Annotated in this window: 20 protein-coding genes, 1 pseudogene and 1 riboswitch; of the genes and pseudogenes, 6 read left to right on the plus strand and 15 right to left on the minus strand. The window is 40.3% G+C overall.

The genetic code is table 11. The features are described 5' to 3' along the window. From IOC57_RS14450 to ku, 7 genes are all read right to left on the minus strand, one after another. A complete protein-coding gene (locus tag IOC57_RS14450; RefSeq protein ID WP_207439382.1) occupies nucleotides 1-2,853 on the minus strand; it encodes a 2-oxoglutarate dehydrogenase E1 component in 2,853 nt (950 codons plus the stop codon). A 376-nt stretch (nucleotides 2,854-3,229) separates the two neighbouring features. After that, complete coding sequence (locus tag IOC57_RS14455; RefSeq protein WP_207439383.1) at nucleotides 3,230-4,000, minus strand: dioxygenase family protein; 771 nt, start codon at nucleotides 3,998-4,000, stop codon at nucleotides 3,230-3,232. Between the two features lie 75 nt (nucleotides 4,001-4,075). Continuing rightward, complete coding sequence (locus IOC57_RS14460) at nucleotides 4,076-4,843, minus strand: polysaccharide deacetylase family protein (RefSeq protein WP_207439384.1); 768 nt, start codon at nucleotides 4,841-4,843, stop codon at nucleotides 4,076-4,078. Between the two features lie 102 nt (nucleotides 4,844-4,945). Further along, a complete protein-coding gene (metH, locus tag IOC57_RS14465; protein WP_207439385.1) occupies nucleotides 4,946-8,395 on the minus strand; it encodes a methionine synthase in 3,450 nt (1,149 codons plus the stop codon). Then, the gene (locus IOC57_RS14470; RefSeq protein ID WP_207439386.1) at nucleotides 8,388-10,235 is read right to left on the minus strand and encodes a bifunctional homocysteine S-methyltransferase/methylenetetrahydrofolate reductase; all 1,848 of its coding nucleotides are present in this window, start codon (nucleotides 10,233-10,235) and stop codon (nucleotides 8,388-8,390) included. Before IOC57_RS14470 ends, metH begins: the two co-directional genes overlap by 8 nt. Before the next feature lie 104 nt (nucleotides 10,236-10,339). Further along, nucleotides 10,340-10,438, minus strand: a riboswitch (SAM riboswitch). Nucleotides 10,439-10,549: 111 nt separating this feature from the next. Then, entirely contained in the window at nucleotides 10,550-11,200 is a 651-nt protein-coding gene (locus IOC57_RS14475) for an MOSC domain-containing protein (RefSeq protein WP_207439387.1), read from the minus strand. Between the two features lie 515 nt (nucleotides 11,201-11,715). Then, on the minus strand, nucleotides 11,716-12,558 hold the full coding sequence (gene ku, locus IOC57_RS14480; protein WP_207439388.1) for a non-homologous end joining protein Ku: 843 nt from the start codon (nucleotides 12,556-12,558) through the stop codon (nucleotides 11,716-11,718). A gap of 151 nt (nucleotides 12,559-12,709) precedes the next feature. On the opposite strand from ku, the gene ligD reads away from it, so the two are divergent. Continuing rightward, a complete protein-coding gene (gene ligD, locus IOC57_RS14485) occupies nucleotides 12,710-14,560 on the plus strand; it encodes a DNA ligase D (protein ID WP_207439389.1) in 1,851 nt (616 codons plus the stop codon). Nucleotides 14,561-14,986: 426 nt separating this feature from the next. Here the strand turns inward: ligD and dapF are convergent, their stop codons facing one another. The 5 genes from dapF to IOC57_RS14510 form a co-directional block, all read right to left on the minus strand. Then, nucleotides 14,987-15,973 carry a diaminopimelate epimerase gene (gene dapF / locus IOC57_RS14490; protein WP_207439390.1) on the minus strand — a complete coding sequence of 329 codons (987 nt, stop codon included), beginning with the start codon at nucleotides 15,971-15,973 and terminating at the stop codon, nucleotides 14,987-14,989. 179 nt (nucleotides 15,974-16,152) lie between these two features. Continuing rightward, nucleotides 16,153-17,454 (minus strand): NCS2 family permease, encoded by a 1,302-nt coding sequence (locus IOC57_RS14495; RefSeq protein WP_207439391.1) that lies wholly within the window; start codon nucleotides 17,452-17,454, stop codon nucleotides 16,153-16,155. A gap of 158 nt (nucleotides 17,455-17,612) precedes the next feature. Further along, nucleotides 17,613-18,185, minus strand: a complete 573-nt coding sequence (locus IOC57_RS14500) for a beta-class carbonic anhydrase (RefSeq protein ID WP_207439392.1) — start codon at nucleotides 18,183-18,185, stop codon at nucleotides 17,613-17,615. Nucleotides 18,186-18,274: 89 nt separating this feature from the next. Beyond that, on the minus strand, nucleotides 18,275-19,069 hold the full coding sequence (locus tag IOC57_RS14505) for a hypothetical protein (RefSeq protein WP_207439393.1): 795 nt from the start codon (nucleotides 19,067-19,069) through the stop codon (nucleotides 18,275-18,277). Between the two features lie 229 nt (nucleotides 19,070-19,298). Continuing rightward, nucleotides 19,299-19,619 (minus strand): DUF4870 domain-containing protein, encoded by a 321-nt coding sequence (locus IOC57_RS14510; RefSeq protein WP_076366112.1) that lies wholly within the window; start codon nucleotides 19,617-19,619, stop codon nucleotides 19,299-19,301. A gap of 227 nt (nucleotides 19,620-19,846) precedes the next feature. Here IOC57_RS14510 and IOC57_RS14515 point away from each other — a divergent pair, with 227 nt between their 5' ends. The 4 genes from IOC57_RS14515 (at nucleotide 19,847) to IOC57_RS14530 (ending at nucleotide 22,772) form a co-directional block, all read left to right on the plus strand. Beyond that, nucleotides 19,847-20,626 (plus strand): undecaprenyl-diphosphate phosphatase, encoded by a 780-nt coding sequence (locus IOC57_RS14515; protein WP_207439403.1) that lies wholly within the window; start codon nucleotides 19,847-19,849, stop codon nucleotides 20,624-20,626. A gap of 334 nt (nucleotides 20,627-20,960) precedes the next feature. After that, nucleotides 20,961-21,515, plus strand: coding sequence for a GNAT family N-acetyltransferase (locus IOC57_RS14520; protein ID WP_207439394.1), 555 nt, complete (start codon nucleotides 20,961-20,963; stop codon nucleotides 21,513-21,515). A 206-nt stretch (nucleotides 21,516-21,721) separates the two neighbouring features. Then, complete coding sequence (locus IOC57_RS14525; RefSeq protein WP_207439395.1) at nucleotides 21,722-22,114, plus strand: CidA/LrgA family protein; 393 nt, start codon at nucleotides 21,722-21,724, stop codon at nucleotides 22,112-22,114. After that, a complete protein-coding gene (locus tag IOC57_RS14530) occupies nucleotides 22,089-22,772 on the plus strand; it encodes an LrgB family protein (protein ID WP_207439396.1) in 684 nt (227 codons plus the stop codon). Before IOC57_RS14525 ends, IOC57_RS14530 begins: the two co-directional genes overlap by 26 nt. 61 nt (nucleotides 22,773-22,833) lie before the next feature. On the opposite strand, the pseudogene IOC57_RS14535 reads toward IOC57_RS14530, so the two are convergent. The 3 genes and pseudogenes from IOC57_RS14535 to IOC57_RS14545 all read right to left on the minus strand — a co-directional run. Beyond that, nucleotides 22,834-23,118, minus strand: a pseudogene (locus IOC57_RS14535) (IS3 family transposase); the annotation flags it as partial. A gap of 235 nt (nucleotides 23,119-23,353) precedes the next feature. Then, complete coding sequence (locus IOC57_RS14540; RefSeq protein WP_207439398.1) at nucleotides 23,354-23,497, minus strand: DUF2639 domain-containing protein; 144 nt, start codon at nucleotides 23,495-23,497, stop codon at nucleotides 23,354-23,356. Between the two features lie 52 nt (nucleotides 23,498-23,549). After that, complete coding sequence (locus IOC57_RS14545) at nucleotides 23,550-24,638, minus strand: undecaprenyldiphospho-muramoylpentapeptide beta-N-acetylglucosaminyltransferase (RefSeq protein WP_309487713.1); 1,089 nt, start codon at nucleotides 24,636-24,638, stop codon at nucleotides 23,550-23,552. 206 nt (nucleotides 24,639-24,844) lie between these two features. Between IOC57_RS14545 and IOC57_RS14550 the strand changes: the two genes are divergently transcribed. Beyond that, entirely contained in the window at nucleotides 24,845-25,957 is a 1,113-nt protein-coding gene (locus tag IOC57_RS14550; protein ID WP_207439400.1) for a mechanosensitive ion channel family protein, read from the plus strand. Nucleotides 25,958-26,093: the final 136 nt, after the last annotated feature.

The following is a 26,093-nucleotide window of genomic DNA, read 5'->3' on the forward strand; positions in this document are numbered from 1 at the left end:
TTATTTCTCCCCCTCATTATTGCGTGTAATTGCTTGATTCATAATCCGTTGTTGTTCATTTTTATGGACAAGTGGATCTCCCTCAGCCGGGCTTGATCTGCGCTTCCTTCCTATATATGTTACTGAAAGATTGCCAGGAGCCGCTGCATTTAAGCGAGGTTCAACAAATGTCCAAGCACCCATGTTTTTAGGTTCTTCTTGAGCCCAGAAGATTTCTTTAAGATTTGTATATTTTTTCAGAGCTTCTTGAACACCAGTGAATGGGAATGGATAAATTTCTTCGATACTGATGATTTGCAACCAATCCGTATTTTTTTCAGTTGCCGCTTTTTCACGAAGTTCAACCGCCAATTTACCTGAAGCAAAAACAATGCGTTCAACCGATTTAGGTTTTTTGCCCAAAGCTTTGGTTTCTACGAATGATTCAAAAGAGCCTTCACTGAATTCTTCTGCTGTAGAAGCCATCACTTGATTACGAAGCATACTCTTCGGTGTCATGATGACAAGCGGACGTACTTGCTCTTGATCCAAAATCTTAGCTTGTCTTCTGAGGATATGGAAGTACTGAGCTGCCGAACTTAAGTTGGCAACTGTCCAGTTGTTTTCAGCCGCTAATTGAAGGAAACGTTCAAGGCGTGCACTTGAGTGTTCAGGCCCTTGCCCTTCATATCCGTGTGGAAGCAGCATGACAAGACCTGATTTTTGACCCCATTTTGCACGGCCTGCCGCGATGAATTGGTCAAAGATCACTTGTGCTGTATTAGCGAAGTCACCGAATTGGCCTTCCCATAATACAAGTGTCTCAGGTGCAAATACGTTATAACCATATTCATAAGCCAGAACTGCCGTTTCAGTAAGCGGGCTGTTATGAACTGCGAATGATGCTTTGGCAGTTTCAAGTGTGTGAAGTGGTGAATATGTTTTTCCATTAACACTGTCATGTAACATGATATTACGTTGCGCGAATGTTCCACGTTCTGAATCTTGTCCTGTCAAACGGATTGGAGTACCGTCACTCAATATGGATGCAAATGCCAATGTTTCGGCATGAGCCCAATCAATTTTTCCGTCAGCACCAAAGGAATCCAAGCGACGTGATAAAATCTTTCCTAATTTTTTATTAGGAGTGAATCCTTCCGGCCACTTAACAAGTTCTTCGTTAATTGTAACAAGTTCTTGTTTCGGAACTGCCGTTTCAATGGCTGGAAGACCTTTTTCAATAATCCCAGGAGGATTACACTCTTTAGAAGCTTCCGGTTTATTTCCGGAAATTTTCGCATATGCATCTGCAAGCCTTGTATCCACTTGCTCAGCAATCGCTTTAACTTCATCTTCAGTGAATTCGCCAGATTGAATGAGTTTTTTCCCATAAAGCTCTTTAACGGTTGGGTGTTTATGGATTAATGCATACATTTCAGGTTGAGTCACCAATGGCTCATCCATTTCGTTATGGCCGAAACGTCTGTATCCGATCAGGTCGATCAAGAAATCCTTGTTGTATTTTTCACGATATAGGTTAGCAAGGTTCACAGCAGCCATACATGCTTCTGGATCATCTGCATTCACATGCACGATCGGCACTTCAAAGCCTTTTGCCAAATCACTAGCATATAAAGTTGAACGTGAATCTTCACTCTCCGTTGTAAAACCGATCATGTTATTGGCGATGATATGGATAGCGCCGCCAACTTGATATCCGCGTAAACGGCTTAAGTTAAACGTCTCCGGTACAATTCCTTCACCTGGGAATGCTGCATCACCATGAATCAGAATTGCAAGAGATTTGGATATGTCTTGAACCGGGAACCCTTTTTCTGAACGGTCTTCTTGAGCCGCACGGGAATACCCTTCCACGATTGGACCGACTACTTCCAAGTGGCTTGGGTTATTGGCAAGTGTAATCCTTGCTTTTTGTATGTTAGCTTTAGTAATCTGTTTATCCAGACCTAAATGGTATTTAACGTCACCGGTCCATCCATTGTTAATGCCTGTTGAACCTTCGGAAGGAACCAGATCTTTATTCGGTGAATGTTGGAATTCAGAGAAAATGACCTCATAAGGCTTTCCTAATACATGTGCAAGCACATTCAAACGTCCTCGGTGAGCCATGGCAATATTCACATTCCCCGTTCCGTTTTGAACAGTTTGTGAAATCATTTCATCTAAAATCGGAACCAAAGCATCCAGCCCTTCAATAGAGAAACGTTTTTGCCCTACATATGTGCGGTGAAGGAATTTCTCGAAACCTTCTACTTCATTCAATCGCTTAAGTAATAGTTCTTTTTTCTCTTTTGCCACTTCCGGGAACATGCTTCCGGATTCGACCATATCAGTAAGCCATTGCTTTTCATCCAAGTCATTAACATGGTGAAATTCAAAGGCTATCGTTTTTGTATAGAGTTGTTTTAGGTATTGTACGGCTTCGTATCCGTCTTTCACGTCTTCAGGTGATTCCGGACAAATAAAGTCAGCCGGTATTTTCCTTAAATCATCTGCAGTCAAGCCATATTTTTCAAAGTGAATTTGTTCAGTATCTAGAGCTTCTTCTTTTAAAGGATAAATATTTGCAGCAAGATGTCCGTAAGCACGGATATTTTCAGCTAACTTTACTGCAGACATAATTTTCTTCATTGGAAGAACTTCTCCAGTTTGTACAGTTGGTGAACTTCCAATCGTTGTTTCTGCCGATACATCGAATGAAGGAGGACCTGATACTTCAAAAAAGTTTTTCAGTTCCGGATCTACTTCTTCCGGGTTGGCTAGAAATAGATCGTATTGCTCCATGACATACCCAAGGTTTGGACCTGAAAAAGTTTTCCATTGGTCGTATGCCTTAGCATCATTGATGGTCATTTTGTAAACCCCCAAATTTTTCTCATAATTTTTTTCATTTCGTTTTATCCATCCCCAAATTTCTTTCTTCTAAATTTTCCCCAAATATATGATATATATAAGATATATAATAAATAACTTTGGTCCATTGAATAATAAAATTTTAAGGATAAAACGTTTTCAGATGTTATATTAACATGTTTTTGTCGAAATATCCAAAGGTTAAACCACTTTATGAAACCTTTTTGAAACTATATTTCTGTTTAATTCGTCAAAATACGCTTTTAATAGACTTTTTTGCTCATTTAAGCCCTTTTTTCGCTAAAAAAAGATTTTTGTATTTTTGTATAATGATTATTTTTCAGGTAAATTTAACTAGTTTGAAAACCCTTTCAGCTCAATCAAATTTCCAAGCTGTTAAACTCAGATTGCCATATTGAAAGCTCCTGTGCAGGAGAGCTGCCTTTTTTTTATCATCCCCTAACCCCATTGCGATGACCAATGGAATGAAATGATCTTTGGAAGGCACAGCCTCTGTACTATATGGGGCAATTTTTTCATAATTAAACAAGGATTGCAAATCCCATTTCATGATTTTCTCTTCGACCCAGTTCTCAAACTCGATTGCCCATCCTTCTGCAACATGCATATCTTCCTGAATTTGGGTGAAGTTATGGACAATCCCGCCACTCCCGATGATCAGGACATCACTTTCCTTTAATTCCCTCAAAGTTTTCCCTATTTCATACTGTTTGTCCAATGGCAGCGCAGGACTAACGGACATAGATACGGTCGGGATGTCAGCTTCGGGGTACATGATATGCAAAAGCCCCCATGATCCATGATCTAGGGGGCGCCTTTCATCAAGTTCCCCCAATACACCTATCCTGGACAATAAGGTTAAAATTCGATCGGACAGCTCCAGGCATCCCGCAGCAGGATACCTTATTTGAAAAATTTCTTCAGGATACCCTACAAAATCATAAATGACCTCATGCTTCCCTGCTGCAGAAATCATTTGGTCTTCACTTTCCCAATGTGCTGACAAAATAACGATGGCTGCAGGTTTCTTCATAGTTTGCATATAATCCTTCAAAAAAGAAGTGTAGCTATTCTTTTCCAAAGCTAATAGCGGTGTTCCATGTGATAAAAACAATGATGGCATCATAGAAACGATAAATCCTTTCGCATTGTAATCTCTTATCCCTATACCTTAATTTACTATAGATAAACAATCTGTTCATCATTTAAATTGGATTTTCGGGGTTGTCTCATCAATAGTATCAAAGGCATACCCTTCTTTTTTAAGGAATTCAATTATATCAGGCAATGCATTCACTGTATTTTTCATACTATTGATATCATGCAATAAGATATTAACATGCTTTTGATTTTTCGTCCCTTTTTGTACAGCGGTAATGATTTTTTGTTCACTTATTGTCGGACTGAAGCCATCTGTCGAGTCAATGGACCAATCAATGTAAATATATCCTTTTTCCTTTAGTTGTTGAAGGATACCATTGATGATGGGTCTCGATGCAGCCTGATGCCGCAGCTGATTATTCGAGCCGCCAGGAAGGCGCACAATACGGCTTTTTATCCCATATTCCTTTTGCAGCATGGTTTCAAGCCTATTCAAATCTTGAAAAAAACTTTCAGTCGATCGATAAACGATGGAATAATCATGTGTATATGAATGAAGGGCAATCTCATGACCGCGGGAAATCATTTCCTGATAACATTCCTTTGCGTATGGTTCTTCGTTCCCTTTTACGAAAAATGTGGCCTTAACATGATAGCGTTCCAAAATATCCAATATCTTCATGGTATTCAAAGATGGTCCGTCATCAAAAGTCAAATAGGCGATTTTCTGATTTTCCCTACTTTTTAGGAGCGGTGTCATCTCCTCGGGAACCATCGCATGTACTTGAATGTTCTGCACATCCACACCAAATAAAATAATAATGAAAGAACCCGCCATGGAAAGAAATAATTTTAGCATTTTCTTCATAGGTGTTGCATCCCCTTCCTTTTGACCATTAAGATGTACCAATTAAGGGGTTTCATGCGAAATAAGGCAGCGGTAAAAAATACCGCTGCCTTATTAAATGAGTTATCGATCAACATTAAAGTAACGAGCTTCAGGATGTGCAAAAACAATGGCTGAAACGGACGCCTCTGGTTCCATCATGTATCCTTCAGTCAATTCCACGCCAATATCTTGAGGTTGTAACAGGCGGAAAAGCTTCTCCTGGTCTTCCAGATTAGGACAAGCAGGATAACCAAATGAAAACCTTTGCCCCGTGTACTTAGCTGCAAATCGCTCTTTCATGGTCATTTCAATCGGATCGCTTATACCTAAATCATCCCTCATTAATTGATGAATTCTTTCCGCGAACCCTTCAGCTGTTTCGAGAGCAAGTGATTGAAGGGCGTGATTTTTCAAGAAATCACCTTCATGCTTTAGTTTTTCTGCCCATTTTCTGATTCCTTTTCCGGCAGTGACCAGGAAGAAGCCAACATAATCCATTTGCCCGGAGGAGATCGGTTTCGCGAAATCCGCTAAACAAAGGTGCGGATTCGTATCTTGCCGGGGGAAGTCGAAAGTTTCCAAAACCTCATGATGATTGTCCGGGTTGTATACCAATAGCTTATCTCCTTCGCTTTGAGCAGGGAAAAATTGATAAACGGCATGCAAGCCATAATCCGGTTCCGTCTTTAGGAATTCAATCAATTCATCAACGAGATCATTGAGCTGCACTGCTTTTTCATTCCCCTGCTTAAGCAATTCGGAAACTTTACCTTTTAACCCCAAATGATGACCAATCAGCATTTGCCTATTTATATAGGGCTGGATCACATCCAATGGATAGTTTTTCAGGACGTGACGCTTGATGTCACGCGGTTTTTGAACAGGAACATCGCTTAAAGGGGCAGCTGTGGACTGCTTACGAACAGGTTTTTCCATCGTAGCTGCAATGGCGGCATTCGCTTTCGATCTTTCTCGTTTCTCGACTAACTCTGCCAAATACACCACTTTTTTATCAGCGTCATGTAAAATATTCGTTACAGCCAAACCATCCATCGCATCTTTGGAATATAAAACCGGACCTTCATATTCAGGTGATATTTTAAAATCGGTGAATTTACGGGATAATGCTGCCCCTCCCACTAAAATTGGGGTATCTATACCCGCTTGCCTTAAATCCTGTGCGGTTAAAACCATTTGCTGTGCCGATTTGACAAGTAACCCAGATAGGCCAATGATGGTAGGCTCATGTTTTCGAACCTCTTCAATGATTTGTTGCGGTGCGACCTTTATTCCCAAATCAATGACTTCATAGCCATTATTGGATAGGATGATATCCACTAGGTTTTTCCCGATATCATGCACATCTCCCTTGACAGTCGCCAGCAGGATTTTTCCTTTCTTAGCACTATCTTCAGAGTTTTCCATTAGTGGTTCAAGGTGAGACACAGCCGCCTTCATCGCTTCAGCACTCTGAAGCACCTCTGCTACAATAAGTTGGTTGTCATTAAATAACCGACCCACCTCACTCATGCCATCCATCAATGGTCCATTGATGATTTCCAATGGGCTATCACCACGCTCAATTGCTTTATTTAAATCATCAATCAATCCTTCTTTCGTTCCTTCGATAATATAGTTACCTAAACGGTCGTCCAATGGCAGGACCACACCATTATCCTTCTTCTCCGCTTTTTTCCCACGATAAAATTCGGTAAATATCGCTAAGGTTTCTGTAGATGTCTCAAACAGGAGTGCCTCAGCCAACTTCACTTCCTCTTCAGGTATCAGAGCGAAACGTTCAAGTTTTTCTGTATTCACGATAGCATAATCGAGACCCGCTTTTGTACAATGGTAAAGGAAAACTGCATTTAATATTTCCCTTCCCCTCGCTGGCAGACCGAAAGAAACATTCGAAATGCCAAGTATCGTTAGGCATTCCGGAAACTTTTCTTTAATCGCCCTTATTCCATTCACCGTTTCTAAAGCAGATCCGATATATTGTTCATCCCCTGTGCCTACAGGAAATACCAGTGGATCAAAAATGATGTCACTTTTATTTAGCCCATACTTATTAACGAGCAAATCCACAGATCGTGTAGCCACTTCCAATTTCCGTTCAGCATCGACGGCCATTCCAATTTCATCAATGGTTCCTACGACAACGGCAGCACCATATTGATGGACGAAGGGTACTATTTTTTCAAATCGCTCCTCACCATCTTCAAGGTTTATGGAATTAATGATCGATTTTCCTTGTGAATGTTTTAGTGCTTGTTCAAGTACGGCTTCATCCGTAGTGTCGATGACCAAGGGTACTTTCACTTTTTTGACGACCTCTTCTACGAATTCCTTCATATCGCCAAGCTCATCCCCATCAGGGTCAGCAAGACAGATATCAATGACATGGGCTCCTTTTTTTACCTGGGAACGTGCAATTTCGGCAGCTGGCTCGTAATGCTTTCCACGAATCAACTCCTTGAACTTTCGGGAACCGATGACATTCGTTCTTTCACCTACGAATAAAGGACGCATTGAATCATCATAAATGAGCGGTTCTATTCCTGATACGGCATGTCCATGGGCTGTTTCTGTAATTGTACGTGGCTTCATGCCTTCAAGGACCCTGGAAAGTTCTTTAATATGCTCTGGTGTCGTACCACAACATCCGCCAATGATATTGACCCATCCCTTTTCGGCAAATTGCTTCATTTTCTCTGCCAGGGAAGTAGGTGACTCATGATAGTGACCTTCTTCATCAGGGAGCCCGGCATTTGGATAACAACTGATTGCGCTATTTGATATATCTGCAAGTGTCCTGATATGGTCTATCATGAATTCCGGCCCTGTTGCACAATTAAGGCCGACAGCAACGGGCTTCATGTGTTCAACCGATAAATAAAAAGCTTCTATCGACTGCCCAGCAAGTGTCGTGCCCATCGGTTCGATTGTTCCTGATATGATCACCGGCACATCTTTTCCTGTTTTAGCGAATGCTGCTTTGATTCCAGAAAAGGCAGCCTTGACATTAAGCATATCCTGACAGGTTTCCACCAATAGCAAGTCTACCCCGCCATCCAAGAGTCCCAGTGCCTGTTCTTCATAAGAATCGGTTAAAATATCAAAGGTCGTTCCTCCTGTTACGGAAAGCGTTTTTGTAGTGGGACCCATCGAACCAGCTACATACCTAGGCCATTCATCATTGGAATACTTTTCACAAGCTTTAACGGCAAGCTCAGCTGAAATTTTATTAAGCTTGTAGGCGATCGTGCTTACTTGGTATTCTTCAAGAACGATACTGGTCGCACCGAAGGTATTCGTTTCAATGATATCTGCACCCGCTGCTAAATATTTTTCATGGATGGATTGGATGATTTCTGGTTGCGTCAGTGATAAATATTCATTGCAGCCTTCGAATTGTTCCCCTCCAAAATCCTCTGCTGTCAAATTCTCAGCTTGGAGCATGGTTCCCATTGCCCCGTCAAGAAGGAGAATCTTAGAATTTAACTGATCTTGAATCGCTTTTTTATTCATGAACTGCCACCTCTGATGTATGTTTACTATCGACTTTTCTGATATATTTCGTAAGTTCCGCTGTCATTTCATAGCGAAGGAACGGAGTGATTAAATATATGCCTTTGAATTTTTCCCTTGCCGCGTCCACTAGCTCCCGTGCGATATTCACCCCTTCAATCCTTGACTTTACAGGATCATCCCCCGCTAAAGCCATAGCCCTTCTAACATTATCAGGCAATTTGATTCCTGGGATCTCATTATGGATGAATTCGGCATTCCTTGTGCTTGTCAAAGGCATGATACCGATGAAGATTGGGGTCTCTAAATGTTTTGTAGCCTCATATACTTCTTCGATCTGCTCCACCGAATAAACTGGCTGTGTCAAAAAGGATTGAGCACCGCAGGCAATCTTCTTTTCCATTCTCAGTACGGCTTTATCCAGATATTTCACATTGGGATTAAAAGCTGCCGCAATTTTAAAATTTGCCCGTTGGCCCAAACTTTGACCGGAATAGGAAAGACCTTCATTAAATTGTTTGACCATGCTTATTAGGTCAAAGGAAGATAAATCATAAACCGAAGTGGCACCCGGGAAGTCCCCAATTTTTGAAGGATCTCCCGTGATGATCAATATTTCGTCCAGCCCCACCGTCTGCAGACCCATTAAATGTGACTGCAGGCCAATCAAATTTCGATCACGGCATGTTATATGCACCATCGGTTTTATATTCAATTGGTTCTTCAGTAAATTAGCAAGTGCATCATTCGATATCCTTGGTGAGGCAAGTGAATTATCCGCTAATGTAATGGAGTCGACCCCTGCTTTTTTCAAAACCTCAGCACCAGTCATGAAGCTCTCTATTCCCAGCTTTTTCGGTGGATCGAGTTCAACAAGAATCGTCCTTTCTGTTTTAGCCTTTTCGAAAAGGGGAAGCTCCAATTCCCTATCATTCACTTCAATTATTTCTATTTCACGGGATTTCGTAAATTTCTCTTTCACGGGTGCCAAACTCCCAATCGCATTCTTTACAGCTTGAATATGCAGTGGAGTCGTTCCACAGCACCCTCCTATGATTGCGGCACCTTGCTCACGAAGTTCTAGGGCACTTGAACCGAAATATTCCGGTACAGCTTTATAGACGAGCCTACCATCCACATAATCCGGGAGGCTGGCATTAGGATAAATGGCAATTGATGCTTGCTTTGGCAAACTCACTTCTTCCAAGGCGCGAATCATATGATGTGGACCGAGACGGCAATTCACCCCCACTACATCGGCACCCAATTGCTCGAGTTTTTGAAAGGCATCATTTAAATGGATTCCATTTTGAAGATTGCCTAGTTCATGCATTGAAACATTTGCGATGATCGGCAGTCCCGTTTCATTTTTAACGATTTGCAGGACGGTTTCCAATTCTTCCAGGTCATAAAATGTTTCCAAGAGGATCCCATCAGGGTTTTCCATCAACAGACTGTATAGCTGTTCACGAAAACCCCGTTTTATCTCTTCCAAGCTTAAATCCGATTTCCTGATACTCCGCTGTGCCCCTATGGTACCGAAAACATATGCCTTTCCTTTTGCCGCTTTTTTAGCAAGAATGACACCCTGGCGATTGATTCTACTCACTTCATCTTCAAGTCCATGCCGTTTCAATTTGTTGAAATTTGCACCGTATGTATTCGATTGAAGGATGTCTGCACCAGCTTCCAGATAAGCACGATGTATGGACTCTATTTGATCTGGGTTCGTGCAGTTCAATTCCTCATAACATTGATCGATGCCATGAGAATACAGTAAGGTCCCCATTGCCCCTTCCCCAACCAACATTCTTTCTTTCACTTCTTTACGAAAATTCATCATTACACCCTCTCTCAAAAACAATCCTGTTTTTGTCGTATTCTAAGAGTATGAGAGAAAAGGAAAAAAAACCTTCTCAAAGAAGAAGGTTTATTGAAACATTCTCCTCATCTATCAAGCTCTGCTTGCTGGATTTAGCACCTTTGCCTAAGCTGGTTGCTGAGGTTTCTTCGGGCCAGTCCCTCCACCTCTCTCGATAAGATCCATTTATATAATTTTCACAAGATTTCAAAATTTGATTATACTTAATTTACATTAATAATCTGTCAATTTCAATACCTGATCGACATTTTTTTCACATTTGCGAAAATCATTCAATCTTTAGCAGCTTGAACCCTCTTCAAGATCCTTTGTTTCCAGTCTTCCGCTAACGAGTCTAGAGTAAGTAAAGCATTTACCCCTTCAAGCCCATCCCTTTTATGAAGGATTACCTCTGCTGCATAATGAACGGAAACTTTTTCTTGCAAACGATCTATTAGCACGATTTCATTTTGTTTATTTATCATTCCTTCTTGAAGTACTCTTGCAAAATAACCAGTGAAACTCGTTTTCAGCACGAGTTCTAGAAATTTAGGTTCTTGATTGAAGAGGGAAATGGTCGAACAAGGTATCCTCCCCTGGTTAATTTGAACAATCACATCGCCTATTTGATAAATATCGCCGATATACGTTGTTTCTTCCCTCATCCCCGTTATAGTTAAATTTTCACCAAATGCAGGGATTTCCAGCTTTTTAGAGAATGTTTCATTCCATAATGAATAATGTTCAAAGGGGTAAAAGCACAAAGCCCGGTCAGAACCTCCATGGAACTTTAGATTGCCTACCCCATCACCAATTATGCCTGATTTTGTCACTGTCACATTATCCCTTGCTTGTTTATCCATGGCTGAAAAGATATCGATACTCGAAAAACTTTCATGTTGCGGCTTCGCGGCATGAAGTGATTTGATTTTTCCATTTTCCATTTTGCATCTTCCATTCATATTTAATTAATAGCATCCTATATGTATAAATTATACTAAAAATCCATTTTATTCTGTAGTTTTTTATAACAATATAGCAAATCTGAAAATGAAAAAGCACAGGAACCGTTAAGCAAGCGAAATATGATTGATTTCCAGAAAAATTCATAGATTAGTTTCAGTAATTTTGTTGCTATTTCAGAATTAAATATGGTAGAATATGAACACAATATATAGTCGAAAACTACAACCGTTCGCCTATATGTTGATTTTCACGATTGAATTCCTCATTGTCGCTCTTTAGGGAGCGAATTTTTTTGCCTTCATATCCTTCATATCCATCCATCATTTTCTTTTAATTCCATTCAGTTCGTTATATCGTGACCCACTTACCTATTTATACTTTCCTTCCCTATGTAATCCTCCTTGTTCCGTCACTTTCCTTTAGTAGGCAAGGTCCCTTGTTAAAACAAGCAGAAAGCCGAGCGACATCATGCGTCTTCCGCTCAGCTTCCTGTTTAAGCTTGTTTCTTTTTTTTCGGTGCCGCTTTCTTTCGGGTCGTCTTTTTCTTTTCCGGTTCATCATGTTTCGTACGGTCAATGGATGCCTGTAATGCCTCCATTAAATCGGTTACATTGTTGGAAACTGGTTCTTTTGTTTTGGCTGCAATCGTCGACTGTCCCGTTTTCTTTGATTCAATCAATTCAAGTAAAGCGGTTCGATAGTCATCGGTGTATTTTGAGGGATCGAAAGTAGTCGTTAATTGATCTATCAATAATACGGCGGTATCGATTTCTTTTTTTACAATGGTATCATTGGCAGGTATATTCGGAACATCCGCTGTTGAGCGGACTTCATCCGGATAATGAATCGTCTCCATCACCAAGGTATTCTCAACGACTCGTATTACCGCCATTTGTTCTTTAGAGCGAATGATGATTTTCGCTAACCCTACCTTATTCGACTTCTTGAGGGCCTGCCTCAAAAGAGAATAAGCTTTTATCCCTCCGTCATTAGGGGACATGTAATAACTCCGGTTAAAATAAATGGGATCTATTTCTTCAATTTTAACGAAATCCACGATTTCCACGGCTTTTTCTTCGTTTTGTTTTTTCAGCTGTTCTAGTTCATTGTCTTCCAATACAACAAATTTCCCCTTTGTATACTCAAAAGCGCGGACTATATCATCCTTCCCCACTTCCTTCTGGCATACCGGACAAACCTTTTCGTATTTAATCGGTGAATGACATTCCTTATGCAACGTCCTTAAAGAAATATCCTTATCCTCCGTTGCAGCATGAAGTTTAATCGGGATGTTCACCAAACCGAATGATATGCTCCCCTTCCACATCGTATGCATATTCGTCACCTCATAACTTATTTTTAAAGAGAAGAACAATTTTATTATTCCACTTTGTTCAAAAAAAAACGAAAAAACAATTGCCAACTCTAACAATTCGTTTTTTTGGCAAAATAATGTTAAACAACTATTTGCGGAGGGAAATAAAAAGATGAAACCGATGCTGCCAACCTATTACCCCGAAGCCCCAAGCTCCAAGGATTGGCGTTATGAAGTTAAATATGACGGCTTTAGGGCTATTTTAACAATAGACTCCGATACCATAAACATCTCGAGTAGGAACGAGAAGGAATTATCACCACAATTCCCGGAAATCATTGCATACATCAAAGATCTGGACCTGGAAGATTATCTCCCGCTTCAGTTAGATGGAGAATTGGTCTGGCTTACCAATCAAGCGAAAGCAGACTTTTTTCAAATACAATGGCGAGGACGCCTAGGGAAACAATCCTTAATTTCAGAAATAGCCCGATTTTCCCCATGCCGGTTTTTAGCGTTTGACCTGCTTCGCATCAGCGGAAAAGACGTAACAGCTAAACCTATGGAAGAACGAAGGGAATTGATGTTGAATATGGGGGAAAAACTTGGCTTTCCCATGCCGCCTGATCCCATCGATAAGGCTTTGATACAATTAATAGAGAGTTTTGCCGTTTTGGATAATGCCTTGAATGAGGTCATCCTATTAGATGGCGAAGGGCTTGTCGCCAAGGAAATTCACGGTACATGGCAAGAAGGAAAACGCACTACATCTTGGATTAAGGTGAAAAATTGGAAGACCGTTTCTTGTTTCATTACAGCATTGCACAAAGAAAATGGTTACGTTTCAATCGCAGTTTTCAAAGAAGGTGCCGTAACGACAATCGGAAGTGTTAAAAATGGACTGAGTGCTCAAGATAAAAGAATATTGCATGAACTGATCAAGCAAAATGCATCAGACGAAGACGCACATTTTTTTTATATCCATCCATCCATTTGCATCGAAGTTCAATTCTTACACGTATATGAGGAAAATGAATTGCGTGAACCTCAGTTTTCGCAGTGGCTTTTACAAACATCTCCCGACGAATGTACCTGGGAGAAATTCGTGCTAGGCCAATATACATTTCCAGATACTGTTCAAATAACTTCCAGGGATAAACCACTTTGGATAACAGGGGATAAACACGTGTTAAAAGTTGAATACCTGCATTATTTACGTGAGGTTTCAGCTTTCTTCTTACCCTTCTTGAAGGATAAGCTGCTTACGACGATCCGCTACCCTCATGGCACGTTGGATAAAGAAAGATTTTACCAAAAAAACAAACCTGATTATGCGCCAACCTTTATTAAAACGTTCATGGATGAGGATATCGAATATATGCTGTGTAACGATACTGAAACGCTTCTTTGGTTCGGTAATCAACTTGCATTGGAATTCCATGCCCCATTTCAGAAAGCGGGCAACACACGACCCGATGAAATCGTCCTGGACTTAGATCCCCCTTCCATCGAATTTTTCTCCTTAGCGATAAAGGCCGCACAGGAAATAAAAAACGTGATGGAATCCTTAAGGATAATAGCTTTTGTAAAAACTTCTGGTAACAAAGGACTGCAAATTCACATCCCTCTGCCTGAAGACAGATTTACTTATCAGGAGACACGCATTTTCACCGACTTCCTCGGTGACTACTTAACAAGTTCAAACCCAAATGATTTTACAACAGAAAGAATGAAAATAAATCGGCATAATCGACTTTACTTGGACTTTGTGCAGCATAGTGAAGGAAAAACCATCATACAGCCTTATTCCCCACGGGGAAATTCTTTCGCAGGTGTGGCTACACCTTTGTTTTGGGAAGAAGTGGATGAGGGTCTCCAGTTAAAGGACTATACGATTGAAACCATACCAAACAGAATAAAAAGGGAAGGATGTGCATTTATCGATTACAGATTCGTCGATAATGGACCAGCCTTTTTGGATGTATTGTCGTTCTTAAAACAAAAAAAGACCAAAAAAACATAAAATATACCCTAGTCTTAATCATGGTTCGGGATGAGCCCATTTTGTAAACAAAAAGGGTTTCTTTCTAAATCTAAATTTTAAAACAAGGTTTATTGGAACCGAAGGTACTAGACTCCTGGAGGGGAAGCGCTTCCAAGGGAGACCCTGCTGGCGCAAAGAGCGCCGAGGGCGGACCCGCCCGCTGAAAGCGAGTTCCTGGAGGCACTGTTCCGTTATACACTCCAGTTTCCGGTTTAATGAAACCCTTCCTGAATTGAAGTGATTTGCGACACTCCTGCCGAATTCCCATAAATGCCTGGAGCGAAGAGTTTGGCAGAAAATCGGCGAAAGGGAGCTGATTCCTGAAAACGACTGAAACATATTTTAAATAAAAAACGGCAGGCAAACTCGCTTTTCTTCGAGTTTGCCTGCCGACTGAAAATTCTTTTATAATTTTGTTTTCAAATAGCTTTGCACTTCATCCTGCAGTTTGGCATATAAGCTTGTTTCCAATTCAAAATCCTCTTTTTCAAGTATTTCAAATTCTTCAGGCTGATCTAAGTCCATTTCAATCGATACCTTGAATTCATAGGTTGCGTTCCCGATTAAATCAATTGAATACTTTTGACTTTCTTCATCATGGTGGACCACGCATTTAACTTTTCCGCCGTTATTGTAGACAGATATTTCACTTTCCAATGCGTTTAAACCAACTGAGCATGTTACTAGGCTAGAAGCCGACATCGCGGTTCCACATGCATTCGTGAAGCCTACTCCCCGTTCGAATGTCCGCACATAAATGCTCCCTGGTTCCAGTTCTTTCACAAAGCTGACATTGACACCATCAGGGAAAAGTTCATTCGGTTCATTGACCTTTGTGGAAAGTTCTTCCTGTAAATCACTTTGTAAAACATCACTGTCGACGAGCGTTATCAAATGTGGATTAGGAACCGCCAACGCCGAAAATAATAGGGTATCATGAAGTTCCGGCAATGATTCGTTTTGCAACTGTTCTTTAGCCAATACTAGCGGCAGATCCTTCACATTAAAACTTACCGGTGAAATTTCCACCTTGAAAGTCGGAATGCCCTCATAAATATCTTCCGTTTTTTCCACGAGTAGATTTGCCTTCATTGTTTCCACGATCATTTTTCCGAGCCCAAGAACGTCATTCGCATAACGTGCAACACAGCGAAGTCCATTCCCGCACATCGAGGCTTCCGATCCATCCGCATTAAAGACACGCATCCGGCAATCAGCCTGTTCACTTTTCATTACGAACAAAATACCGTCCGCTCCAAGCCTCTCCCTATTGCATAGTGCCAAAGCGAAATTTTTCCGTTCTTCTTCAGTAAACGTCAGGGTCGTAGTCAATTCATCAATGATTAAGAAATCATTTCCTGAACCATGGCTTTTTAAACCTTCAATAATCATCCTGTCACATCCTCTAATATGCTGCTTATCATTTATCTCATTTTTTTAATATTCTATATCATAGCATTTTCAAGATGGATGTGTCATCGCGTAAATCACAAAAAATCCATTTTTTCCGACGAAAAAACAAAAAAAGCGGTTGAAATAAGATGTAACTCATTCCAACCGCTCTTTTGATTTTAACCGATCATACCAATGATGAAATAAACGATAAACATTCCGGCACTCACATACATGGGGGCTGACACTTCTCTCGCTTTTCCAGTTACAAGCTTCAAGAATGGGTACAAGATGAAACCGAATGCCATTCCATCCGCAATACTGTATGTGAAAGGAATGATCGTGATGATCATGATTGCCGGTATGCTCTCGGTTAAATCGCTGAAATCCAGATTTTTTATATTTCCGAGCATCAAAATGCCAATGATAATTAAGATAGGGGCAATGGCGCTATCAGGGATTACTTTAATCACCGGTATAAATAGCAGGGATAGAATGAATAGCACGCCCGTCACCACTGAAGTAAAACCAGTTCTGCCTCCTGATGCGATTCCAGCTGCCGTTTCAACTGTAGCAACGGTAGGACTCGAACCGAATATTCCTGAAAACAGAACGGACACACTTGTCGCCTGCAGAGACTTTTTATAGGCATCCTGGCGATTTATACTGTCTACATGCCCGTGTACAAGACCAATATTTTCAAAAACAAGGACCATCGTCATCGCAAATACACTTATCCAGAATTCGATCCTGTTCGCTTCCAAGAACGATAATGAAAAGAAGAGATCACCGTAGGAAGCTGTGTCTATTCCTGAAAAATGGATTTTTGACAGTTGAACCGTCCCGAACAAATAGGCTATGAGGCTACCTGCCAAGATGGTAATCATGAAATTACCGGGGACATTCTTGATGAACAGCGTAATTGCCAGTAAAAAGGTCAACACGGTTGCACACACTGCTGGATCGCTTAAATCTCCCAGTGCGACGATAGATGATGAACCTCCCGTGATTATCCCGCCTTTCTCGAGCCCGATTAGCATCAAGAATAAGCCAAGACCGACAGATATGGCCTCTTTTATTGAACTTGGAATCGAATCACTGATTACCTTAGAGTATTTTGTAAAAGCGATGACTACAAAGATAACCCCTGAGATAAACACAGCACCAAGAGCAGATTGCCAAGATAGACCCATTCCTTGAACCATGGTATAAGCAAATAGGGCATTTACGCCCATTCCTGGAACGAGGAGGATTGGGACATTCGCCCAAAGTCCTATCATGACACAGCTTAAAGCAGATAAAAGTATCGTCGCAATCACTGCACCATTAATCGGAATGCCTGCTTCCGATAAAATCAGGGAATTCACGATGAGAATATAGACTATTGTAAAATAGCCGACCACTCCAGCAAGGATTTCACGTTTTCCATTCGTTCCATAGTCGGAAAAATGAAAAAACGTTTCCAAGTTTAATTTCTTCATGTTGTATCCTTATTAAATTTGTCCCTCGCCCACCCGTTTGTATTAGTGACAAACTACACTTGGCGATTTTAACAAAATAAAGGATAAAAATAAATAGAAAAGATCAAAATTTGAAAAAAACTGCCGGAAATATACTCCCGACAGTCTCGATGAATTTATTATTTTTGTTCTTCCGCATACCCGTCGACTACCAATTCCAGCTTCCCTGTATCGGGAGAAATGATAAGACCATGTACAGGAATATTTTTAGGGATCAAAGGGTGTCCTTTAATCACTTCCACACTTTTCTTAACACTTTCGTACACATCATCAAATCCGCGAAGCCAACTGCGGATATCTATTCCTGCAGCTCCAAGTGTATCGATGGTGCTCTTTGGTATATCACGTTCGACCATCTTCTCTACTACAGAATCGGCATCGACTGATGCCATTCCGCAGTCATGGTGAGGTATGACCAATACTTCATCTGCCTTTAGCTCATAAACGGCAACAAGGATACTCCGCATGACACTTCCGAATGGATGTGAGACGATTGCTCCGGCAGTCTTAAGGATTTTGACATCGCCATTTTTGACATTCAAGGATTTTGGCAATAGTTCAACAAGCCGGGTGTCCATGCAGCTTATGATGACCATGCGTTTCTCAGGGTACTTATCTGTTCTATACTTAACATATTCACCTTTTTCTACAAACTGTTCATTAAAATCAAGAATCTCATTAAGTAAACTCATATTTACCACCTTTTTATTATGTATTTAATCTAAGTATTCCACTATGATTATATCAAATATTTAAAAGATTTGCTAAAGGGTAATTCTAGTCAATTTGAACGATGATTTAAAGTGGCTGCACAGAACCCAAAAACGATGATTTTAGGAATTTCATCGACATTTGATGAAAAAGAAAGTATGGGTGTATTTGTTTTGAATCGTTTCCCCCACTCCAAAGGCATCCAGCCTTCTTGGTATGAAACGATCTTTTCTCCTTCTTTTGTGGCAATCTCGAAAGAATTCACACTTCCCGGCGTTTCAATAGGCATCCATTCCGTACCATCTTCCTTATATATCATTCCATTAATCTTCACGAATGACCGATTTTCTTGATACGATCCAATAATGCAGCCCTGATCATCCATGATCGTCATTTTATTGAAAAGTCCCCTTTTGATATGGTACTTAGCAAGCAAACGCCCCTCATGGTCCACAAGTTCATATCGCTTGGCCAAGAGCATCGACAAGAAATTGGGAATCATCCACATGAACCACTTCATATTCAAATCCCGTACCTCTCCCATTAGAGACCCATCCGGCGCAAAGAGAAGCAGGCGCAATGTCGGTGCGGGCATATAAGTCAATAAAATATATTCATTTTTAAATAACCCGGCATTCGTCCCGATGTGTTCATCAGGCAATTCCTTCATTCTATTTTCATATATACGATGACTGACAAATTGGACAATACTAAAGAAAATAAATGGAGACGTTATCAATAATATATTGCCCGGTATCATCGCAAAAATATGGAAAATGAAAAATACAAATGCCAAAAGAAGAGATATCCAAGATGCATGAAAATTTGAATTGCTCGTTTTCTGATAATATTCACGTATATTCATACCCTGCTCTGCTCCTCACTCCTTACAAGAAAGATTGCCGCCTTAATGGCGGCCATTGATTAGCAGTACCACAAGCCGCCCAGCCCTACTTCCTAAAAGCGGATTGAAGTAGTTACCATAATACTTTATTCGCTTTAATATGATCTATTCCCTTCTTAATGAAAGGCAATTCCCGACATGATTCATATAAAAAAGGACTCCGAAATGAACGGAATCCTTTTACATCATTCTATAATATCCTAAAAACCAACGGGAACCTGTAGTCCGTACCTTCATAAGCCCTAACAGCAGCAATAATGGTGAATACGACTAGAGCTATCCCGATAACCGGCAATAGCAAGAATCCAACCAATACTATAGTGAGTATCCCTGCAACTATCGAATATACGGTGTAGGAAATGAAAAAATTCAGGTATTCCCTTCCGTGATAATCCACAAATTGTGACGAGTCCTTCTTCAATAACCAAATCACCAAAGGACCGATAAATGCTGTAAAAAAGCTGATCACATAAATAAGGGCAGCAAACACTCTTTCATCTTTAGTAGGCATAGTGTCTTCTCCTCCTTTCTCATATGAATTATTACGAATCAAATGAAAAATAGTTTCATTTTTCCTCTCATTATATTCGAAAAAGGTAAAATCGGACTGCCTTTTCTTCATTAAACAAAATTTGCCATACACATGTCAAAAAAATCCGAATATGATCATCCGTCTTGTGCATACAGTTTAAATAATGGATTGTCCTATACGATATGGAAAGGAGTGATGTTTTTTTGCTGAACGAATTTCAGGCCTTCATCCTTGGGATCATTCAAGGCTTGACTGAGTTTTTACCTATTTCAAGTACTGGACATTTATATTTAGGCCGGCATATTTTCCATCTTGACGAAGCCGGCATATTTCTGGATACCATGCTCCATATCGGAACCTTGCTGGCTTTATTGGTCGTCTATAAGAATGACATTATTGCCATTTTGAAAAACCCTTTCTCCAAAATGACTCTGCTTCTCATTGCTGGGACAATTCCTGCAGTGATTGCCGGCATTCTACTCGGGGATTGGTTTGATGGACTTTCAAAAACAGGCGTGACCATTGGCTGGGAATTTTTAGCGACCGGACTGATTTTATGGATAGCGGACGGAGTAAGAAAAGGCGGTAAATCCCTTCATGAAATTTCGATTAAAGATGCCGTGATTATCGGTACCTTCCAAGCTGCTGCCATCATGCCTGCTCTTTCACGTTCCGGCCTCACGATAGCCGCTGGCCTATTTTGCAGGCTGGATAGGGCCACTGCTGCCTATTTTTCCTTTTTGCTTTCAATTCCTGCCATTACCGGAGGCATTGTATTTCAGATGAAACCGATTTTTACGGGAGAAGTTGAACGGCTTCCACTCACTGCACTCTTCGTCGGAACTCTGGCAGCAGCAATCTTTGGTTATATAGCCGTAGTATGGATGATCGATTTCTTAAAAAAACGTTCACTTAAAATATTCTCCATTTATGTATGGGCCATTGGCGCGATCATTTTATTCATGCAATTCACAGGTGAATTTTAAAGAAAAAAGCGGGCGAAAAAATCATTTTTCCATGGAAAAATGCAGGCGTTTGCCTTCTAATTTCACCCTTCATGAAAAAGTTGAAATTTGACGAAAAAAAAAGGCAAAAAACCTATTCCCAAACCGTTTTTTTTTTAGTATTATACCTTCGTAAGGTTCTTCAGATTTGCATATTTTCTGACAATAAAAATAGGGAAGGCAAATGGTGCGCCACCGGTTTTCCGGTTCTAGTGGGTTCGATTCCCACCCCGAAATTTTTTGATGAACGACTTAAAAAATTTCGAGGGTGGGCAGCGACTACGCATAAGAACTGCCCTCAAACGGAGGGACGGAAATGTTAAAAAAGAGAGATTTCTCAGATTGTTTTTCTCTTTATGAACAAATGACGCATCCAGATGTCTTCCCTTTCGTGCGCCATAAGGTAGATTCATATGAAGAATATGTTTTCATTACTAAGCAAACGATCGAAGCCGAAGATGCTGGGCAACTCATTTCACGAACAATCCTGGATGAATGGGAAAATCCCATCGGTTGTATTTCTTTATATGATATTGAAAATGGTGCAGGTTTCTTAGGCACTTGGCTTGGCAAGCCTTATCATGGAAAAGGGTATAATGCCATTGCAAAAGACACTTTCTTTAAAGAGCTTTTTTTCGAGCTCGGTTTGGAAACGGTCTTCATGCGCATTCGCAAAAAAAATATCCGCTCTATAAAAGCCGCAGAAAAGCTTCCCTATGCCGTCAATGCCAACGAAACAAGAAAATCCCTTTATGATCAGATCAATCATGAAGAGGATATCTACGATTTGTATGAAATTCCTAAAGATTTATACACCTTTCATATCCTTAGACAGCATGATGATGACGACCAGCAGTTACTTGAAGCATAGAGTGAAGAACATGTCAATATGGCTTTGTTTATCTTTTCATATAATGGCCGGAGCTTCCAAACCTGGAAAGCTCTTTTTTCCATTTTCACAGGATGTTTAAGATAGATTGCTGCAAATCCCTATTCTTTTTAGGTATATTTTTTTATAATGAATACAATTGACCAATTCAAAGATATTATTCAAAGCGTCATTGAAAGGACTTAATCATGAAAAAAACATTTGCTTTTATCGTGCAGCTTACCTTCCTGCTCATCATTTGCAAGCTTGGGTATTATTTAGCCCATTTACTTCACTTACCTATACCAGGCAACGTCATCGGCATGATTCTGTTATTCGGTTTATTACAGACGAATGTTATAAAAGTCGAATGGATCGAACTTACTTCAGGATTTTTGGTTAAGCACCTAGCCTTTTTCTTCATTCCCATTTCCATCAGTTTAATGACCATGGGATGGCTTTTCATTGAATTTGGTTTGCCATTGGCACTTACATTGGGAGTCAGCCTGATATTTGGATTCATCGTTTCAGCTTGGACCGTTCAGAAGCTATCCCATAGAGGAGAGGTTAAGCAGCATGACAGCGTTCATCACAACATATAGCATCTTGATAACCATCCTTGCCTATTTCACTGGAAGGAAAATATATGCTAAACATCCATCACCTTTTACAACGCCGGTATTTTTCAGTACGGTTACAATTATTCTCGCACTGCTGATCAGCGGGTTGGACTTCGAAGATTATTCTCCAGGAAAAGACATCATCAGCTATTTCCTGGGACCAGCTACCGTTGCTTTAGCCGTACCACTTTATAAAAACAGAAAAATAATCGTTAAATATGCAATGCCGGCAATTAGCGGCATGGTTTTTGGTCTTCTGGTCACATTGATCATAGCCTTCGCCATCGCTAAAGCATTTTCACTTCCGCAAATCATACTCCAAGGATTGGCGGTTAAATCCATTACAGTGCCCATCGCTGTTGAAATCACGGAACTTTATGGAGGAAATCCCAATATATCAGCAGCCTTCGTCATTTTGACTGGGGTGCTGGGTACGATGATCGCTCCAAAAATGATGGATAAGCTAAACATTACGATGCCCTTCGCACGTGGTATCGCTTATGGTACGATCGCTCACGGTCTCGGAACGGCTCAAGCTGCCCAGGAAAGTGAGTTTACCGGGGCTGTCGCAGGTGCGGCAATGGCTATCGCAGGGATCCTTATTTCCTGTTTCTTTCCTTTTATCAGTAATTTCCTATAAAAAAGAACCGCAACGCCAATGACTTTTGGAGCGAATCCAAAAAGTTAGACATTTTATATACTTAGGCAGCAGTGAGGGCATGAACCCGGTAATCCACCGTGCTCATGCCTTTTAAATTTACCTTGATTCGTTGATGATTGTGGTAAGGGATATATTCTTCTAGCTCTAGTTTTGAAATGCTCCATGCTTTCAAATTCTTGCAGATAGAGTAATTCGGATTTTAATAAGTCAATGAAGTTTTCAATGACCGTACCCTTTGCGGGGACATGCTTGTAATGTTATGTTCTCTTCAAATCATGCGAATATTGTTTCATCTGATAATGCCGCCCTGATCTGAATGGAGAAGGAGTAAACCTTACGATTCCAAGCGATCAAGTGCTTTATCAGCATTATGGAAACGAGGGTATACACCTACATTTCTTTCTGGAGCGATGGATTTATAGGATTTGGTCCCTTCTAAGTACTATAAAACTGCATTTGATGTTTCGTCTATCGTATTTTTAGTCAAAAAAACTGCACCCCACTTGTTAGATGTTGTCTAACAAGTGGGGTGCAGTTCAGTTGCGGTTCTTTTTTATGATTTATCTTTTTTGCAGATCGTCGTATAAACGCCTTAAAATATAAGTTTTATACAGCTCGAGTTTTTTTTTCTCAATTGGATGATAGCTAATCCCCGCGGCTTTTAGCTGCTTAATGAACCATCCTTTGGAATATTCATAAGCCATTCTACCCCCTCCTCTGCACGAAAAAGATATGCTACATAGTGGGGAATGATACTTATTTTTTTGCACCCATTACATTTAGCAGTAATTCATACATTTCAGCTGCCGTTTTGAATGGGCGTTTTTGACGCATTTTCTCCTGATATTCATCCGATTGTTTCAATAAATCCGCTAACGTAGCATTGAAAACCCGGTCATTTAGCTCTTCTTCTTGAATGACTTTACAAAAACCCTGTTTTTCAAAGCTTGACGCATTCAGGATTTGATCTCCACGGGATGCATTGGCACTTAGAGGGATAAGCAACATCGGCTTTTGCAAACCAAGGAATTCAAAGATTGAATTTGATCCTGCCCTTGACACAACGACATCAGCAGCCGCCAAAAGATCGAATAATTCTTCGTGGACGAATTCAAAAGGAGCATACCCCCTTTGTTTCAATTCCATTTTCACATTTCCCTTGCCGCAAATGTGAATAATCTGATAATCCTTTAATAAAGCATCAAGGTTATCTGTAATTAAATTATTGATTTTAACAGCCCCAAGGCTTCCGCCCATTACAAGTAACACCGGTTTGTTATTCGTGAATCCACAAAATGCCTTTCCAGCAGAAGCGTTTCCCGTAAAAATCCCATCGCGCAATACAGCGCCAAGATACATGGCCTTCTCTTTCGGAAGGTCTTTTTCCGTTTCCTGGAAGGTAGTGAAAATTTTCGATGCAAGTGGCATGGCAATCTTATTAGCCAGACCAGGCGTATAATCCGATTCATGTATCGCAATCGGTATTCTGAGCATTCTGCCTGCCAAAACAACCGGAACCGAAACGAATCCACCTTTAGAAAAAATGAAATCCGGCTTGGTCTTTTTTAATATTTTTCTTGCATCAAAAATCCCTTTTATGACTCGGAATGGGTCTTTCATATTTTCAACAGATAGATAACGTCGGAATTTCCCAACGGAAATCGTTTCATAACGGACCTCGGGAAATTCCGTTTCGATGATATTTTTTTCAATGCCTTTTTTGGAACCAATATAAGTAACATCCCAATCATGCTTTAAAAATTCCGGGATGATTGCTGCATTAACAGATACATGACCGGCAGAACCGCCTCCGGTAAATACTATTTTCTTAGTCAATATTTCCACCTTCCAAACTTAAAAAATCACTTTGCATCCATATTACCATATATCCTTGCCATTAATAACTTGAAAAAGTATTCAGTGAACCGAAAAAAGAACCGAAAAAATCCCAATGAAGAATGTAATCATCGATTATTTTTCCTTTTTCAGCATGAATATATTATAATCTTAGTATTCTACAATACTACAAGATACATTGGAGGAGTAATACATTGCAAGAAGTTTCTGATTCTCTCCATCAATTTGATGGGGTCGAAGCCTGGACCAAATTAGGAATCTCCATAGGGATTTTTCTAATCTTCCTTTTGCTTCGGAAAGTATTTACTACATATATATTCAAATTCTTTCATCGAATTGCAGAAAAACGTAAAGTTGAATTTGCCGCCAACTTAATGCTCGCTATAGAACAGCCGGTAAGATGGCTTATCGTTTTGATTGGTGTTATCATTTCAATGCACTATTTTCCGATTGACTCACCTTCAGTTGAATTAAGGTCAAAATTATATAGATCATTTTTTGTCTTCTTAATAATTTGGACGATTTTCAATATCAGTTCGATCTTAACCATCCTATTTCCGAAATTAGTAAGTAAATTCGGACTGGAAGTCGATCAAATCGTCATGCCATTCTTTACCAAAATCATTAAACTAATCATCATGGCTTTTGGTGCCTCCATCATTGCGGAAGAATGGGGATTTAATGTCGATGGATTTGTCGCAGGACTTGGCTTGGGCGGATTGGCTTTTGCTCTTGCGGCTAAAGATACAGTCAGCAACTTCTTTGGTGGTATCGTCATCGTTACCGAAAAACCTTTTACCATAGGGGATTGGATCAAAACTCCAAGTGTGGAGGGAACCATTGAAGACATCACATTCCGAAGCACCAAAGTTCGGACTTTTGCTCAAGCATTAGTTACCGTCCCTAATGCGACCCTTTCGAATGAACCGATTATCAACTGGTCCAAAATGGGCAAAAGACAGATTGCCTTCCATTTAGGTGTGAATGTCACGACACCAAAAGAAAAATTGAAAAATGTCATTAAGGACATAGAAAAAATGCTTATTGATCATCCAGAGGTACATCCAGAAACGATTTTGGTTAAATTTGATGAGTTCAGTCATTCTGGTTTCAACCTTTACCTTTATTTCTTCACGAAAGCGACTGACTTTGGAGGGTATTTATCAATCAAGGAAGATGTTAATTTCAAAATAATGGAGATATTGGAACAGGAAGAAGTACAAATTGCCATCCCTTCACAGGCTTTCATTATTCAAAAAGAATCAAATATGGAAGCCATGAATGATTTTGAATCCATGCGCGACTGACAAAAAGACTTGCCTTAAAACGGCAAGTCTCAGACTGTAGACAAACTCGATGAAAATCGAGTGTGTCTACAGTTTTTTTGGCTTGTACAAATTTGGACGTTGATTTCCACTTCAGGCACTCGCTTTCCGCGGGCGT

The sequence above is a fragment of the Bacillus sp. SD075 genome (genome assembly GCF_017355165.1).
Lineage (GTDB): Bacteria > Bacillota > Bacilli > Bacillales > DSM-1321 > Peribacillus.